A 15,602-nucleotide genomic window follows, 5' to 3' on the forward strand; every position below is an offset into this window, starting at 1 on the left:
GTGTACTTCCACAGCCTCCAGTTCGTCTTCTTCCTCACCGTCACCTTCGCCCTCTACTGGTCGGTGCACCGCCACAAGTGGGCGCGGCTGGGCGTGTTGATGGTGGCGAGCGTCATCTTCTATTCGATGTGGACGCCGTGGCCTCTGCTGCTCTTCATCGGGGCCACGGGCATCAACCACCTGTGCATCAAGGGCTTCCGGCGCTCGGAGTCACAAGGTGTGCGCAAGGCCCTGTTGACGGTGTCCATCGTCAGCACGCTCGGCGTGCTGGTCGTCTTCAAGTACGCGGACCTGTTCCGCGAGACGGCGGTGGCGCTGCTCGGCCCGCTGGGCGTCCACGTGCGCACCGAGCGCTTCGGCCTGCTGCTGCCGGTGGGCCTGTCCTTCTTCACCTTCCAGGCCATCAGCTACGTGGTGGACAGCTACCGGGGGGAAATCCAGAAGGAGCACACGTACTTCGAGCACCTGCTCTACCTGCTCTTCTTCCCGCACCTGGTGGCGGGCCCCATCGTGCGCGCCTCGCACCTCATCGAGCGCTTCGACGACACGCCCTCGCTGACGGCTCAGGAGGGGGGCCAGGGCCTGTACCGCATCGCCGTGGGACTGGCGAAGAAGCTCATCATCGCGGACGTGCTGGGCAGTGGCCTGGTGGACCCCGTCTTCGCCTCGCCGGACGCCTACACCTCCGCCGAGTGCTTCATCGCGGCGGTGGCCTACAGCTTCGAGCTCTACTTCGACTTCTCGGCGTACTCGGACATCGCCATCGGCACGGCGGCGCTCTTCGGCTTCAAGTTCGAGGAGAACTTCAACCGCCCCTACCTGGCGACGAACCTCTTCGACTTCTGGGGCCGCTGGCACATCAGCCTGTCCCACTGGCTGCGCGACTACCTCTACCGGCCGCTGGGCGGCAACCGCGTCTCCAAGCCCCGGGCGCTCCTCAACCTGATGATCACCATGGGGTTGGGCGGCCTGTGGCACGGGGCGGACTGGCGCTTCGCCATCTGGGGCCTGGCGCACGGAGCGATGGAGTGCGTCATCCGCGTGTGGTGGTGGGTGACGGGCAAGCCGCCGAAGGAAGGCCCCGTGGCCCGGGTGCGCGCGGGGTTCGGCTGGGCGGCCACGTTCCTCGTGGTGGTGCTCACGCGCATCGTCTTCCGCGCGCCGAACCTGGGGCGCGCCGGGGAGATGTACGCGCGGCTCTTCGAGGGCAGCATGGGCCTGGCCAACGTGAGCACCCTCGTCTGGTCGGTGCTGGCGGTGGCGGCGGTGAGCCACGTCACCCCGCTGAGCCTCTTCCACAAGGCGGGCGACCTGTTCGTGAAGATGCCGGTGCCCGTGCGAGCGGTGGTGCTGGTGCTGGTGGGCCTGGGCGTGCGCCACCTGACGTCGGTGGAGACGCGCCCGTACGTCTACTTCCAGTTCTGAGTCACGCCGCCCAGCGGCGCACGATGCGGTCCGTGGCCTCGGCCTGGGCCGCATCCGGCCGCAGCTCCATGCCCACGCCGTGGGCCCCGACCCGGTACACCTGACCGGCACCGGGCACCGGGCCCGAACGCACCTCGTCCGCGAGCCACAGCTCCCCACCGCTGGAGAGCACCGCCCGCCGCATGTGCGCGTCGAACTCGGCCTCGGGCAGCAGCCGCATCTGCTCCACCAGCAGCTCCACGGTCATGTCCGCTTCCGGGCTCCGGGCATCCGGACCGGCGAGGCCGCGGAAGATCTCGGCCTGGCCGTCCTCCGGGAGGAAGGCGGCATAACCGGGCCGGAGCACCGCCACACCAGGCTCCGCGCGCTGTCCGGACCGGGCGTCCTCCAGAAGGCGCGAGGCCGGGAGCACGGACACCTCCCGCACCCGCGGCGAGCCATCCACCTCTCCAAGGAAGGGTGACCGGCGGTGGAGGTCCAGCAGCGCGGCCAGCAGGCCGGCCTGGCCCGCGTGGCGCACCGTGAGGGTCCGCTCGCCCTCGACACGCACCTCGCCCCAGGCGGGCAGCGCGGAGATGCCATCGGGGCCAATGGACTTCAGCGATACCTGCACCGGCTCGCCGAAGCGCGGCTTCCACACCAGCCGCTTCGCGGTGAGCCAGAAACGCCCCGTGCACCGCAGGTGGAAGTAGAGCGCGAGGGCGCCCCCCGCGATGAGCAACGGGACGGGCTTGCCATACCGCTCCAGCCCGTAGCGGTTGGTGATGACGAACAGCGCGAACACCCACGAGCCGGGCCAGGACAGGAAGTTGCGCCACCCCTGGGAGCCCTCGAGCAGCACCGGCTCGTCGTGGCCGGGTGGCTGGGGCAACGGCTCGCTCATCAGGTTCTCCAGTCGGCCGAACACCTCGCCCAACGACGCGCCCTCCTGCCGGGTGAAGTGGGAGAGCCGCTTGCGCGCGAGCGCCTCCAACCGGTTGCGCTTGAGCCGCAGCAACCCGAGGGGGCAGTGGTGACCGTGGGCCAGCAGTTCCTGGACGGGGCCCTCGAGCTCGCGCGCCTCCCGCAGCCGGTCCGCGTTCGCGCGCAGCTGTCGCTTCCAGCGCGGCGAGCGCAGCGTCCGCAACAACTTGATGTAGCAGGAGAGGGCTCGAGCCATCACCTCCCAGGCCCAGCGTGCTTCGAACTCAGGACCGCCTTCATCCAAGGTGGAGGCCACGGAGTGGGGCACGCTGCGGGGGGTGGCCAGGATCATGCCGGAAATCCTCTCGACGATTTCCCCTCCAAACTGCCTGGACCCGGGGGGGCAATCCAAGTCACGTCTTTCTACCGGTGCTGCAACGCTCGGGGGGCGACGGGGGAATCATACCCCTCCCCGCCCGCTCCCCGCCATGGGCCCACACCGCGGGTGCACCGGGAGCAACACTCGCGGCTCGTCCCGGTGCACCGTCTGGAAGCCGGAAATTCCGGCTCACGGCCCCGTCACGGTGTGTAGTACTCGGCGGAGGACGGGTCGTCGTTGCTGGTTCCGCCCACCGCGAGCACCGTGCCGTTGCCGAGCAGCGTGGCCGTGTGCCCGTAGCGGTCCACGTTCATGAACCACGTGTCGCTCCAGGTGCCGGTGGCCGGGTCATACAGCTCGGATGAGGTGAGAATGCCCGTGGCCTCGTGGTAGCCGCCCGCGACGAGCACCCGGCCGTCCGGCAGCAGGTTGGCCGTGTGGCGACCGCGCGGCGTCTTCATGCCGCCGGTGGCCGACCAGGTACCGGTGGCCGGGTCATACAGCTCGGCCGAGGCGCTGAGGCCCGGCTCGATACCGGCGCCGCCCGCGACGAGCACCCGGCCGCCCGGCAGCGGCGTGGCCGTGTGGTAGCCGCGGCCGATGCCCATGGCGCCCACGGGCGAGAAGGTCCCGGTGGCCGGGTCATACAGCTCGGCCGACGCGAGCAGGTTCCCATGGCCATCGATACCGCCCGCGACGAGCACCCGGCCATCCGGCAGCGGCGTGGCCGTGTGATGGCCGCGCGGCGTGCCCAGGGAGCCCGTGAAGGACCAGGTGCCGGTGGCCGGGTCATACAGCTCGGCCGAGGCCAGCACGCCGCCACCGTGCTCGGAGTCGTTGCCGCCCATCACCAGCACCTTGCCGTTGGGCAGCAGGGCCGCGGCATGGTGGTAGCGCTGCTGGTTGAGCTGGCCCGCCTGCCTCCACTTGCCCAGGGCCGGGACGTACAACTCGGCGGTGGCGTAGGTGAGGGGGCACTGGCCTCCGCCCGCGATGAGCACCCGGCCGTCCAGCAGCTTCGTGGCCGTGTGGCCGCGGTGGGGGGCCAGGGTGTTGCCCGTGGCGCTCCAGGTGCCCGTGGTGGGGTCGTAGAGCTCCGAGGTGAGGTTGAAGCCACCCGCCACCAGCACCCGGCCATCGTCCAGCAGGTTGGCGGTGTGCAGCATGCGCGGCAGGGCCATGCTGCCCGTCAGCGTCCACCCGCCGGTCGGCGCGGGCGCACAGACGAGGCTGAGGGTGGAGGAGGCGGCGTTGTTGCCCTCGAGGCACTCGGTCTCGCGGCCGGTGCCGGTGCCATCGTCATCGGCCACGGCCCACACCTCGGCCGTCCCGCCCGGAGCGCTCGCGAGCGCCAGGACGGCGGTGGCCTCACCCCCCGCGGGGATGACGGAGGGCACGGTGGCCACGCCCAACAGCGTACCGCCCGAGGCCGGGTTGCCCTGGTAGAAGGCCACCTTCAGGCCCGCCGAGGCAGCGGCCTCACCGTCGTTGCGCACCCGCGCCGTCAACGTCAGCGTCAGCGTCTCGGAGTCGCACGAGGAGGCAGGCGCCGACACCACCTGCAGGTCCGACGCCGCGAAGGGGCTGGTGGAGCCAACGCCCTGGCTGTTGGAGCGGAAGGTGTTGAGGCCCGGCGTCAGCCAGTTGGTGGCCGGGTGGGCGGGGATGGTGCCGTCGTCGTTGACGTTGGTGACGGAGTAGGCGTGCTGGTTCCAGATGCGCCGCGTGTTCACCCACCCGTCGTTCTTGTCACGGAACACGCGGATGCCGGTGAACGTGTCGAAGCCGTGATAGTTGTTGGCGATCATCACGATCTCGGCGTTGTCGTCGCCGTCCACGTCCACGATGACCGGATTCTCGTAGGTGGTGCCCGAGCTGTGCGGCACCTCGAAGCGCACGGCCCCCGTGGCACCGTCGTAGATGCGCAACCGGATCTCATCGGCGTAGACCACCTCGGCCTTGCCATCGCCCTCGAAGTCGAAGGTCGACGAGCCGGTGACGTTGGAGCTGTGGTCGCGCGTGGCCTTCGACCACTTCACGGCGCCATTGGACTCGAAGACGGAGTAGGCGTTCGCCCCCGCCACGCCAATCTCCGCCTGGCCATCGTTGTCGAAGTCCGCGATGTTCGGCGCGCCACCGTTCCCCCCGCCCGGGATGGACCGGGTCCACAGCAGCGTGCAGTTGTCATCCAGCAGGGACACCTTGCCGGACCCCACGATGGCGATCTCTCCGAAGGCATCGCCGTCGAAGTTGCCCACGCCCGCGAGGCCGTGCGCGATGGAGGTGTTGACGCACTTGAGCTTGCCGTCATGCCGGTACACGGCACGGTCGTTGACCACCTCGAGCTTTCCGTCCTGGTCGATGTCCGCGGCGAAGGACAGAGGGCCCTGGCTCCCGCCCCCCGTGCCATCGCTCCCCGTCCACTTCAGCACGCCCGTGTTGCTGTAGACCGCGTTGCCGTTGAGGATCTCCACCGTGCCGTCGCCGTCCAGGTCCGCCAGTGAGGGGCCACCCCAGCTGTTGCTCGACCCCGCCGTCCGGAACTTGAACGTGCCGTCGTGCTCGAAGCAGATGACGCCCACGCCGCTCTCCGGCACGGTGCAGAGCTCCACCTTCCCGTCGCCATCGATGTCACCGGCCGCGATGCTCGCCGCACCGCGCACCTGATAGCGCGTGTCCGTCACGGTCCACAGGTCGTGACCGTCGGCACCGCTGATGGCCCGCATGACGCCGTCGGTGGTGTACGCGCTGCCCGCGAACGCGTTGAAGATGACGTCCGGCACGCCATCCCCGCTCACGTCCACCACCGCCGGGGTCATCATCACCTGCTTGTGGTTGGGCATCACCGTGCTGCCCGTCCACTGCCACTCCAGCTCCGGCTCGAAGCTGGGCGTGAAGGGCGGCTTCACCTCGCAGCGCCCCTCCAGTGACTCCGTGCTCCGCACGGACGTCTCACCGGACTCCGAGTGCACTTCCCCACAGCCCGCGAGCGCCAACGCCAGCGCCAGGGTGCCACCGCGGACGGCTCCGCGGTTCATCCGCTTGTCAGTCATATGTCTGTCCCCCTCCGGGGGAGGTCAAGATCGACCCACACCAGCCGTCAGTGCGCTGGTGGAGGATCCATACCGGAATTCCAAGTTCTCACACAAGCAGTGAGACTCGAAATATCAGCCATAGCTGTCAGAGCCGAGCCCTTCCCGGCGCGAAGAGCCCTCCGGGCCGCCTCAGCCCGGGCGCCGCCGCATCCCCCCGTCCGAGGACGGCTCGTACTCGAGCAACGGCGGCACGAGCGGCAGACGGAGGGTGAAACAGGTGCCCCGGCCCGGCTCGCTCTCCACCTCGATGCGACCGCCATGGGAGCGCACGATGCCATGCACCACGGAGAGCCCGAGCCCCGTGCCCTCCCCCTCGGGTTTGGTGGTGAAGAACGGCTCGAAGAGGTGACGCTTCGTCTCCTCGGACATGCCCGTGCCGGTGTCGCGCACCTCCACGAGGATCCATTGACTGTCGCGGCGCGTGGTGACGCGCACCAGGCCTCCGGACGCGGTGGCCTGTCCCGCGTTCACCAGCAGGTTCACCAGCACCTGGACGATCTGCCGCGGGCGGCCCACCACCGTCCCCACCTCGCCCAGCTCCGTCTCCACCCGCACATGGCCGAGCTGCCCCTGCGCGATGCGCAGCGCCGTCCGCACCTCGGCGTCGAAGTCGAACGCGACATGGGCCTCGGGGTCCCCTCGCGCGAAGCGGCGCAGGTCCGCGACGATGGAGTTCACCCGCTTGATGCCGTCCAGCGTGGCCGGGAGCACGTCGTCCCGGTACTCCTTCATCAGCTCGGACAGGTGCGGCTCGTCCCTCATGTCCCGGAGCATCGAGTTGACGTTGCTCGTCACGAAGCTCATCGGGTTGTTGATTTCATGCGCCACACCCGCCGCCAGCATGCCCAGGCTGGAGAGCCGCTCCCGCTCCAGGGCGCGCTGGTGCATCTGCTGCACCTCCTGGTGGGCCTTCTCCAGCTCCGTGCGCTGCCTCAGCGCGTTGCCCAGCACCAGCCGCAGCAGCTCGGTCCGCTTCTGCGACACCAGGAAGATGGAGACACCGAACAGATCGAAGGCCAGGGCCAGCTCCACGTCGCTCCCGGTGCTCAGGGCCACCGCGTTCACCGCCACCAGGTAGAAGGCCATGCGCGGGTAGATCCAACGGTCCATCCCGTAGAACCAGACCATGTTGTACGGGACGACGGCCCACAGCAGCGGCGACCAGTGGGTGAGGACGCCCCCCAACGCGATGCCCAGCACGTTGTTCAGCGTCCGCACCGACTCGGCCGTGGCGCGGCTGAGGCGCGTGGCGAGCCACTCGGTGGTCAGCAGATGGAGCAGGCCGGAGCCCACGAGGATGGCCACGACGCCGAGCACCACGTCCCACTGGCCCCAGAACCGGATGACGAGCGCGAGGTTGAGCGCCAGCGGGCCCAGGGACGCGACGGGCATGATGCCCCGATGGACATGCTCCGGGTCCATCTCCTCCCATGCCCCCTGGGCCTGCTTCGCTTCCGCTTGCATCGATGACGAACGCGGACCGCTCAGGGCCCCGGGGTGACGGAGCCCCGTCCGTCCAGCAGGGCGCGGACGTCGGCGACGAGGCGATCATCGTCCCAGGGCTTGCTGATGAAGTGGGAGATGATCCCCGACTGAGACCCGCCGGACAGGTCCGCGTGCCCGGAGATGAGCACCCGGACCGCCTTGGGCGCGATGCTCAGCACCCGCGCGAGCAGCTCCAGGCCATTCATCCCCCGCATGCGGAAGTCGGAGATGACGACGTCCGCCGGGAAGGTGGCGAGCTTCTCGAGGGCCTCCTCGCCATTGAGCGCCACCTCGATGGAGAAACCTTCGCGCCGCAACAGACGGCGGAGGGCTCCGACAACATGCACTTCATCGTCGACGATGAGAATCCTGGCCATGGGGGGCTCCGAGCCACACCGGCACGTGGATCCACGCTACACCAGCCGCTGGGAATTCCTCGTGCCAGGGCACCGCTGGGACTGGCTACCGGGCGCTCAGATGCGAGCCGGATCGACGAGCCGCCAACCAGGCTCCTTCACGGCGGAGTCAGCTGCGAGCGACGAGGACAGCGGCGAGCACGAAAGCATGGAAATCCCGATAGCAGGAGTTTGAATGGCCCCCTGTGATTCCAGGCCCGGCCAGAAAATTCAGCGACTCCTGGAATCATAGCAGATCCGACGCCAGCCGCAGCAGGTTGCGGAGGATGCGTCCGGTGGCCCCCCAGATGACGTGGGAGCCGTAGGTATAGAAGTCCACCTCGTACTCCACGCCCCGGACGGTGCGACGCTCGGTGCGGCGGATGGCCGGGTCCATCAGGTGCGACAGGGGCACCTCGATGATGAACTCCACCTCGTCGGGGTTGGGCCGGTACTCCAGACCCTGGGGGATGACGCCCACGAAGGGCTGGATGCGGAACTCGGTGAGGGTGGGCACCTCGTCCAGGGCGCCGAGCACCCGCACTCCGGACACGTCGATGCCCAGCTCCTCCCGCGTCTCGCGCAGCGCGGTGTGCAGGGGGGTGTGGTCCTCTGGATCCCTGGAGCCGCCAGGAAACGAATACTGGCCGGCGTGGTGACGCAGCGTGGTGGGACGCTTGGTGAAGAGGATGTGGGGAGCGCCCTCACGCAGGAGCAGGGGCACCAACACCGCCGCCTCGCGCAGCACGAGCCCGGGCAGGTTGAGGGTCCGGGGCGGCCGGGAGGCCAGGTGGTTCTCGAGTGCGTCGAAGAGGGGATTCACGGCTACTCCGTCAGTTGCTTCTCCACGGGGAGCTTGAAGGGCTTGTTGGCGGTGTCCGTGTTCTCCAGGCCCGACTGCGGGCGCAGCACACCCGCCTGGAGCAACGCCAGCAGCACCACGCCCAGAGCCACCCGGTAGACGATGAAGACGAGGGTGGAGCGCTTGCGCAGATAGCTCAACAGCCACGCGATGGAGGCCATGCCCGAGGCGAAGGCCACCACCGTGCCCACCCAGAGCGCCACGGCCGAGGGCCGCTCGGTTGCCTCCAACAGGTGCTTCAGCTCGAAGATGCCGGCCAGGGTGGTGGCGGGGATGGACAGCAGGAAGGAATAACGCGCCGCGTCCTCACGCCGCAGGCCCAGCGACAGGCCTCCGGTGATGGTGGTGCCCGAGCGCGAGGAGCCCGGAATCAGGGCCAGCGCCTGCCACAACCCCACGATGAGGCCATCCCTCCAGCGCATGTCGTCCAGGGTGCGCTTGTGGGAGGCCAGACGCTCGACGACGAAGAGGATGACGGCCAGGACGATGAGGCTCGCGGAGATGACGTAGAGCGAGCGCAGCGACGTCTCGATGGTCTTCTTGAAGGCCAGCCCGCAGATGCCGATGGGCAGGGTGCCGATGAGCACGAACCAGGCGAGGCGCGACTCGGTGGTGCCGAAGGGCTCGCGCCGCGCGAGGCCCTGGAAGAAGGCGCGGGTGAGGGTGACGAGATCCTTGCGGAAGTAGATGAGGACGGCGGCCACGGTGCCCAGCTGGATGACGGCCGAGTACGCCGCGCCAGGGTCGGGCCAGCCGAGCAGCTCCGGGACGATGCGCAGATGCGCGGTGGAGCTGATGGGCAGGAACTCGGTCAGCCCCTGCACCAGCCCGAGGACGATGGCTTGAAGAAGACTCATACGTGTGGGGAACCGGATGTATGCGCTACCCTGCGGGGCAGCAAGGGCCTTCCGCACGGCCCTGTCGTCTGGGAACGCCCATGCCCCCTGCCCCCCCCTGCCCCTGCTCCTCCGGACTGCGCTACCGCGAATGCTGTGCCCGCTACCACCGGGGCCAGGCCGAGGCACCGGACGCCGAGGCCCTGATGCGCTCGCGCTACAGCGCCTTCGCCCTGCGTGAAGTGGAGTACCTGTGGCACACGCTGCACCCTCGGCACCCGGACCGCTCGAGGCCCAGGGAGGACGTGCTGCGCGAGCTGCGCGCCGTGGCCAGCGCGCACAAGTACCCCCGGCTGCAGGTGCTGGACAGGCAACCGCCCGACGCGACGGGCACCGCCGTGGTGCTCTTCCATGCGCGCGTCTTCGAGAAGGGCAAGGACCGCTCCTTCGTCGAGCGCTCGGAGTTCCGGCACGACGGCACCGGCTGGCGCTACCTGTCCGGCGAAGCGCTCGCGCCCGGTGCGCTCCCCGTCCCTCCCGAGTCCCTCACCCTCGCGAACTTCCCTACTGCCGCAAGGGAAGGAGGAGCGTGAACCGGGTGCCGACCCCCGGCTCCGATTCGACCGAGATGCTGCCGCCGTGGTTCTCCACCACCTTGTGGCAGAGGGCCAGACCGACGCCGAGGCCCGGGGTGTTCGTGTCCACCTTCCTCAGCACCTCGAACACATAGTCGCTGTAGCGGTTGTCGAAGCCGAGGCCGTTGTCCGCGACGACGATGCGGGCGAAGTCGGTGTAGCGGTACTTGTCCTTCATCACCCGGAAGCTGTTCTCCTGGACGAGCTGACACTCGATGTCGATCCGCGGGTGAGTGTCGGGCTTGCGGAACTTCACCGCGTTGTCGAACAGCTCGTGGAACAGCATCATCAACTGCCGGCGCCGGCCCTGGACCATGGGCAGGGGAGCGCACCGCAGCGTCACCGAACCGGCCATGGCCGCCTCGGACACCCGCTGCCGGGCGTTGCCCACCACCTCGAGGAGATCCACGTCCTCGACCGGCTCGTCCGTCACGTCCAACGTCACGAGCTGATGGAGCGCCGTGACCAGCTGCTCCAGCTTCACGCTGATGGACTTGATGCGGTCGAGCGAGCGCTGGCCCGTCAACGACAACCCCTCCCGGTCCTCCCGGGTGAAGAGGCACGCGAACATGGAGAGCTTCCGGGCCGGCTCGCGGAGATCATGGGACAGGATGGTGCTCACGCGGGTGAGCTGCTGGTTCCTGCGCTCCAGCATGCGGAGCTTCTGCTCGAGCTCCCGGGCCTGCTGCTCCAGCGCCTGCCTGGCCCGGGTCAGCTCCTCGTTGCTCAGCAGCGCCTCTTCCGCCGCCCACTTCGCCTTCAGCAGCTCGTCCTCGTACTTCGCGCGCTCGCGGACCGGCATGAACGCGCAGTGATTGACGACCCCACCCTGGCGCGCCTTGCGAACGGCGTTGACGAGCACGGGGACGGACTCGCCCGTCCTCGAGCGCAACGCGAGGGAGAGCTCCTGCGCCCTCCCGTGCATCCGGATCAGCGGGAAGAAGTGGGTCTCGTAGAACATGCGGCTCGCCAGCGAGAGGAGCTGCTCCACGTGGCGGCCCAGCAGCTCGTCACGGGCGTACCCCAACACCTCCAGCAGCGTCTCGTTGACGGCGACGAGGACTCCGTCATCGGTGAACGAGAAGAGCCCACAGGGCGCGGAGCTCAACAAGTCGTCCATGGGGTCGACCAGGGGTAGGGCCAGGGGGCTCGTCGACATGGGCTTCACGAGTGGCTCAGGTAGTCCTTGATGGTTCCGCTGGTCTCTTCGGGTGCGCTCATGTGCGGGCAATGGCCCTTGGCGTTCAGGATCCGCAGCGTGCTGCGCGGCACGTTCCGATGGAGATATTCGCCCACCCCTCTCGGGGCAATCAGATCTTCCGAGCACTGGAGGATGAGCGAGGGGACGGTCAGGTTGGGCAGATCCTGGCGGTTGTCCGAGAAGAACGTCACCTGCGCGAACCGCCGGGCGATGACCGGATCCGTGGAGCAGAAGCTCTCGGTGAGCTCCGCGCCGAGCTCCGGCCGGTCCGGGTTCCCCATGACCATGGGCCCCAGGAAGTTCGCCCAGCCGATGTAGTTCTTGTCCATCGTCGCCAGCAGCTCCTCGATGTCCCTCCGCTCGAAGCCGCCCACGTAGTGGGGCGCATCGTTGATGTAGCGGGGCGAGGGGCTCACGAAGATGAGGCGCTGGAAGCGCTTGGGCTCCTTGATGGCGGCCAGCAGACCGATCATCCCGCTGACGGAGTGCCCGACGAGGATGACGTCCTTCAGCTCGAGCGCCTCGCAGATGTCGAGGATGTCCCGCGCGTAGCCATTCAGGTTGGAGTAGCGCTCGGGGTTGTACGCACGGACATCCGACCGGCCCGAGCCGACGTAGTCGAACAGGATGAGCCGGTAGTCATCCGCGAAGGAGGGCGCCACGAATCGCCACATGTTCTGATCACAGCCGAAACCGTGCGCGAACAGCATGGGCTGCGTTCCACGACCCATGACCTTGACGTTGTTCCTGAGGAGAATGTTCTGGCCCATGAGGCTCGCGGGGGGGGGGGCACGCACCGGCGCGCACGTTCGACACCGGTTGTGCCGCGTTCCACACGCGCGGTGAATAGTCCCCTGGAACAGCTGTCGGTTGGAGACCACTTTCCCCTGCCCTCTCCCAGTGTTCAAGAGAGAGCAGGGGAGCAAGGTCACTTCCGCTCTGGAATCGTGAGGGCGCGCAGCAGCCGGTTGTCGCCCACCTGGATGCGCAGGAGCAACACGGCGCCAGGCTTTTGAGCACGAACGATCTGCGCGAACTCGCGCGGATTGCGCACCGGCTTCCCAGCGGCCTCGACGACGACCATGCCGGGCTGGAGTCCTGCCCGATCCGCGGGCGAGCCGGGTTCCACGTCGATGATCATCGCGCCCTGCCGGACGCCCGGCGCCATGCGCGGGTCCACATCCTGGAGGCGCAGGCCCAGCCTGTGACCGGTCTCCTCCTCACGGCTCCCACCGGGGGCGGAGGCGAGCCCCTCGAGATCTGGCCGCTCTCCGAGCTTCACCTGCACCTCCTGCTGCTTGCCGTTGCGGAAGAGGGTCAGCCGCACGGTCTCACCGGGCGCGCGGAAGCCGATGTCGCGGGTGAGGCCGCGTGAGGACTCGACGGCCGTGCCGTTGATGGCGGTGATGACGTCATCCTGCTTCAACCCGGCCCGGGCGGAGGGAGCGTCCGGCTGCACGTCGGTGACGATGGCGCCCTTGCGCACCGGCACATTGAGCGCCTGGGAGAGCTCCGGCGTCAGGTCCTGCACCGACACGCCCAGCCAACCGCGGCGGATCTCCCCCTTCTCCAACTGCGGCAGGAGCGCCTTGGCCATGTTGGAGGGGACGGCGAAGCCGATGCCCGTGCCACCACCGACGATGGCGGTGTTGATGCCGATGACCTCTCCCTTCATGTTGAAGAGCGGCCCGCCCGAGTTGCCCGGGTTGATGGCGGCGTCCGTCTGCAGGAAGTTGTCGTAGGGGCCCGCCTGGATGTCGCGGGCCCGGGCCGAGAGGATGCCGGCACTGACGCTGGAGGTGAGCCCGAACGGGTTGCCGATGGCCACCACCGGATCTCCCACGCGGATGTCGTCCGAGTTGCCGAGCCGGGCCACCGGCAGGTTCTTCACGTCGCCCTGGAGCTTGATGAGGGCCACGTCGGTGAGCGGGTCGCGCCCGAGCACCTTCGCGTCGAACTCGCGGCCGTCGGTGAGGCGGACACGGATGTCGATGGCGTTCTCCACCACGTGGTTGTTGGTGAGGATGAGCCCGTTCGGGTCAATGATGAAGCCCGAGCCCGCCCCCTGCTGGATGCGCTCGCGCGACTCGGGCCCCCCCCCTGGCGCTCCCGGCATGCCCGGTCCGCCCGGCCCACCGAAGAAGCGCTCGAAGAGATCGCTCGGCACTCCCTCCATGGAAGGCGCGCGCGCCTGGACCTCCACGTTGACGACCGAGTCATTCACGGCCTCGACCAGGTCCGCGATGGATGACGCTCCCGAGCCTCCCATCGCGGCCTGCATTTGAGGCGTGACCTGCGGCGGTTGCTGCTGGGCTTGTGACTGCTGGGCGGAGCCCCCCGTGCCGGGTGCCTGCTCCTGCGGAGAGGAAGCAGGGGGCTGGCCCTGCTCCGCCCGGCTCCCCTGCTCGGCAGGAGCCGGGGCCGCGCGCTGCTGCCAGGGCGGCTGGGACTGTGCCTGCTCCCGGGTACGGGCCTCACACCCGGTGGAAACCGACAGTATGAGGACCTGAAACAAGGCGAACTTCTTCAAGAAGGCCGAGCTGGCAAACTTCATCAAGGGGCATCCTCCCTGGAGGGAAGATGCGGACAGCATGTCGGCTGACAACCACACGCCCCGAAGTGGAAGACGGGCGCCATGGCCCTCGCCCGTCCGCTCCCCCACCCTCCGGGCGGGAGGTATCAGTGGATGAAGACGTAGGCCGTGCCCAGCAGGCCGGGCTGGAAGTCGTTGAGCCGGAGCTGGTAGTCGAACGGCGCGCGCGGAAGCACGCGGCCCCGCCTCCATATTTTCCCGCCGGGTGTCGGTCTCCGCCCTACAGCCCGCCCATGTCGTAGCTGGAGGGCACGCTCACGTGGAAGGCGAGGTCCACGGAGCGCTGCTCGGAGGGGGCGAGCGTCAGCTTCCAGGTGACGATGCCATCCATCGCCTCGAGCGCGTAGCCGCCGGTGGTCTTCGGGTCGTCCAGCTCCACCTTCACGTCGTCGAGCTCGGAGACGGGGATGTGCTCGGCCACCTCCACCACCTCGGGGCGCGCGCGGAAGTTGCCCAGGTTGAAGCGGTAGGCGTAGTGGAAGCGGCGCCAGCCGCCGAAGAGGCCCGCGTCGCGGGCGATCTCCTGTACCACCACGCGCTCCACGCGCAGCGACTCCTCGATGCCGAATGTGAGCTGGAAGGCGCCGCCCTGTGGAATCTGCTCGAGCGACTGACGGCCGATGAAGCCCGATGCGCGGAACATGTCCACGGGGCCGGGCAGCAGCGGGAAGGGCGCGCCGTTGACGAGCCGGGCCACGCGAAACACCACGGGGTGCAGCTTGGGCACGGTGCGCCAGACGAAGGAGGACCTCATCTTCGTGCGCGCCACGCGCAGCCGCACGGACGAGCCATCCCCGGGCACCTGCGCCAGCTCGGGCACCAGGAGCTGCACGGAGAGGCCCTGCGAGGCCACGTGCAGCGAGCCCTCGGTTTCTCCCGGCATCTGCCCTCCCGCCTGGGCATGCTGCTGCTGCTCGTCGCGCCGGACGAGCACCTTGCGCTCGGCACGCCGCTCCCAGGCATTCAACGTCAGGGGCTGAAGCTCCGGCGGCGTCGCGTTGGCGCGTGGCCGGGCGGTGGAGAGCACCAGCCGCACCCCGCTCCAGTCCTCGCCGGTGCCCTGGCTCACGGTGGCGAAGGTGGAGAGCTCCACCTGGCCGGCGGCCTCGTCGGCGCGCGCCTCGTAGGCGGGAGCCCAGCCCGCGCCTCCCACCACATACTGCAACTCCACGCGCGCACGGCCCTCGGACGGACAGGCCAGCCGCACCTCCACCCGCCGCGCCATGCGCTCGGCCGAGAAGGCGAGGAACGACTGCTTCGCTTGCAACGTCTCCAGCTCGCGCTGCGCCTCGCGCAGGCGGGCGGACCGCTCCGACAGGGTGGCGGCGGCGCGCAGCCTCGCATCCAACGCGGTGTCGAGGGCCTGAGCCCACGCACGGGTGTCCGGCTTGGGCTCGGTGAGCTCGCGCGTCACGCGCTTCACGGCCACGTCGGTGAGGCTCTCGCCGAGCCGCTGCAACGTCTGGCCCCGTGCGCGGGCGTCCACCAGCTCCGTGATTTCACGCTCCAGGGCCTCACGCTTCCCCCGGAGCGCCTCGAGCTCGGGGGCGAATTCGCTCCGCAGGGGACGCTCCTCGGACACGAGGCTCTCCACGGTGGCGTCCTCGGAGCGGGCGCGGAAGCTGGACGGATCCGCGGCGGGCGGCACGGACTCAAAGACGGCGAGCGCATGACCGGAACACGCCACCGACTCCACCCGCGTCACCAGGGCGCGGTCGGGATAGACGACGACGGAGGACACCTTCGCGGGGGCGACGAGCGCCAGCAACATCAAGGGCAGGGGGTGCATGGCG

The 15,602-nt window shown here is 69.1% G+C and carries 12 protein-coding genes; 2 read left to right on the forward strand and 10 right to left on the reverse strand.

Annotation, left to right across the window (positions count from 1 at the left end; translation table 11 throughout):
- Complete coding sequence (locus JQX13_RS06340; protein WP_203408164.1) at positions 1-1,425, forward strand: MBOAT family O-acyltransferase; 1,425 nt, start codon at positions 1-3, stop codon at positions 1,423-1,425.
- 1 nt (position 1,426) lies between these two features.
- Here JQX13_RS06340 and JQX13_RS06345 read toward each other — a convergent pair whose 3' ends face one another.
- From JQX13_RS06345 to JQX13_RS06370, 6 genes are all read right to left on the reverse strand, one after another.
- Positions 1,427-2,680 (reverse strand): hypothetical protein, encoded by a 1,254-nt coding sequence (locus JQX13_RS06345; RefSeq protein WP_203408165.1) that lies wholly within the window; start codon positions 2,678-2,680, stop codon positions 1,427-1,429.
- Positions 2,681-2,907: 227 nt separating this feature from the next.
- Positions 2,908-5,760: a kelch repeat-containing protein gene (locus JQX13_RS06350; protein WP_203408166.1), complete on the reverse strand. Its 2,853-nt coding sequence runs from the start codon at positions 5,758-5,760 to the stop codon at positions 2,908-2,910.
- A gap of 171 nt (positions 5,761-5,931) precedes the next feature.
- Complete coding sequence (locus tag JQX13_RS06355; protein ID WP_203408167.1) at positions 5,932-7,266, reverse strand: sensor histidine kinase; 1,335 nt, start codon at positions 7,264-7,266, stop codon at positions 5,932-5,934.
- A 20-nt stretch (positions 7,267-7,286) separates the two neighbouring features.
- Positions 7,287-7,664, reverse strand: a complete 378-nt coding sequence (locus tag JQX13_RS06360) for a response regulator (RefSeq protein ID WP_203408168.1) — start codon at positions 7,662-7,664, stop codon at positions 7,287-7,289.
- Between the two features lie 265 nt (positions 7,665-7,929).
- Positions 7,930-8,505 carry a CoA pyrophosphatase gene (locus tag JQX13_RS06365; RefSeq protein ID WP_203408169.1) on the reverse strand — a complete coding sequence of 192 codons (576 nt, stop codon included), beginning with the start codon at positions 8,503-8,505 and terminating at the stop codon, positions 7,930-7,932.
- A 2-nt stretch (positions 8,506-8,507) separates the two neighbouring features.
- Positions 8,508-9,401 (reverse strand): undecaprenyl-diphosphate phosphatase, encoded by an 894-nt coding sequence (locus tag JQX13_RS06370; RefSeq protein ID WP_203408170.1) that lies wholly within the window; start codon positions 9,399-9,401, stop codon positions 8,508-8,510.
- Positions 9,402-9,481: 80 nt separating this feature from the next.
- Between JQX13_RS06370 and JQX13_RS06375 the strand changes: the two genes are divergently transcribed.
- Positions 9,482-9,973, forward strand: coding sequence for a YchJ family protein (locus JQX13_RS06375; RefSeq protein WP_203408171.1), 492 nt, complete (start codon positions 9,482-9,484; stop codon positions 9,971-9,973).
- Here the strand turns inward: JQX13_RS06375 and JQX13_RS06380 are convergent.
- The 4 genes from JQX13_RS06380 to JQX13_RS06395 form a co-directional block, all read right to left on the reverse strand.
- Positions 9,945-11,174 (reverse strand): sensor histidine kinase, encoded by a 1,230-nt coding sequence (locus JQX13_RS06380; protein WP_203408172.1) that lies wholly within the window; start codon positions 11,172-11,174, stop codon positions 9,945-9,947. The two genes, JQX13_RS06375 and JQX13_RS06380, sit on opposite strands and share 29 nt — an antisense overlap.
- A 5-nt stretch (positions 11,175-11,179) precedes the next feature.
- Complete coding sequence (locus JQX13_RS06385) at positions 11,180-11,947, reverse strand: alpha/beta fold hydrolase (protein ID WP_275424982.1); 768 nt, start codon at positions 11,945-11,947, stop codon at positions 11,180-11,182.
- Between the two features lie 197 nt (positions 11,948-12,144).
- Positions 12,145-13,770 carry a Do family serine endopeptidase gene (locus JQX13_RS06390; protein ID WP_203408174.1) on the reverse strand — a complete coding sequence of 542 codons (1,626 nt, stop codon included), beginning with the start codon at positions 13,768-13,770 and terminating at the stop codon, positions 12,145-12,147.
- 259 nt (positions 13,771-14,029) lie between these two features.
- Entirely contained in the window at positions 14,030-15,598 is a 1,569-nt protein-coding gene (locus JQX13_RS06395) for a mucoidy inhibitor MuiA family protein (RefSeq protein WP_203408175.1), read from the reverse strand.
- Between the last annotated feature and the right edge of the window lie 4 nt (positions 15,599-15,602).

The sequence above is a fragment of the Archangium violaceum genome, assembly GCF_016859125.1.
Taxonomy (GTDB): Bacteria; Myxococcota; Myxococcia; order Myxococcales; family Myxococcaceae; genus Archangium; species Archangium violaceum_A.

Coding starts and splice junctions, on each gene's coding strand:
- JQX13_RS06345 (WP_203408165.1), bottom strand. CDS start 2,680: ATGATCCTGGCCACCCCCCGCAGCGTGCCCCACTCCGTGGCCTCCACC.
- JQX13_RS06350 (WP_203408166.1), bottom strand. CDS start 5,760: ATGACTGACAAGCGGATGAACCGCGGAGCCGTCCGCGGTGGCACCCTG.
- JQX13_RS06355 (WP_203408167.1), bottom strand. CDS start 7,266: ATGCAAGCGGAAGCGAAGCAGGCCCAGGGGGCATGGGAGGAGATGGAC.
- JQX13_RS06360 (WP_203408168.1), bottom strand. CDS start 7,664: ATGGCCAGGATTCTCATCGTCGACGATGAAGTGCATGTTGTCGGAGCC.
- JQX13_RS06370 (WP_203408170.1), bottom strand. CDS start 9,401: ATGAGTCTTCTTCAAGCCATCGTCCTCGGGCTGGTGCAGGGGCTGACC.
- JQX13_RS06375 (WP_203408171.1), top strand. CDS start 9,482: ATGCCCCCTGCCCCCCCCTGCCCCTGCTCCTCCGGACTGCGCTACCGC.
- JQX13_RS06380 (WP_203408172.1), bottom strand. CDS start 11,174: ATGTCGACGAGCCCCCTGGCCCTACCCCTGGTCGACCCCATGGACGAC.
- JQX13_RS06385 (WP_275424982.1), bottom strand. CDS start 11,947: ATGGGTCGTGGAACGCAGCCCATGCTGTTCGCGCACGGTTTCGGCTGT.
- JQX13_RS06390 (WP_203408174.1), bottom strand. CDS start 13,770: ATGAAGTTTGCCAGCTCGGCCTTCTTGAAGAAGTTCGCCTTGTTTCAG.
- JQX13_RS06395 (WP_203408175.1), bottom strand. CDS start 15,598: ATGCACCCCCTGCCCTTGATGTTGCTGGCGCTCGTCGCCCCCGCGAAG.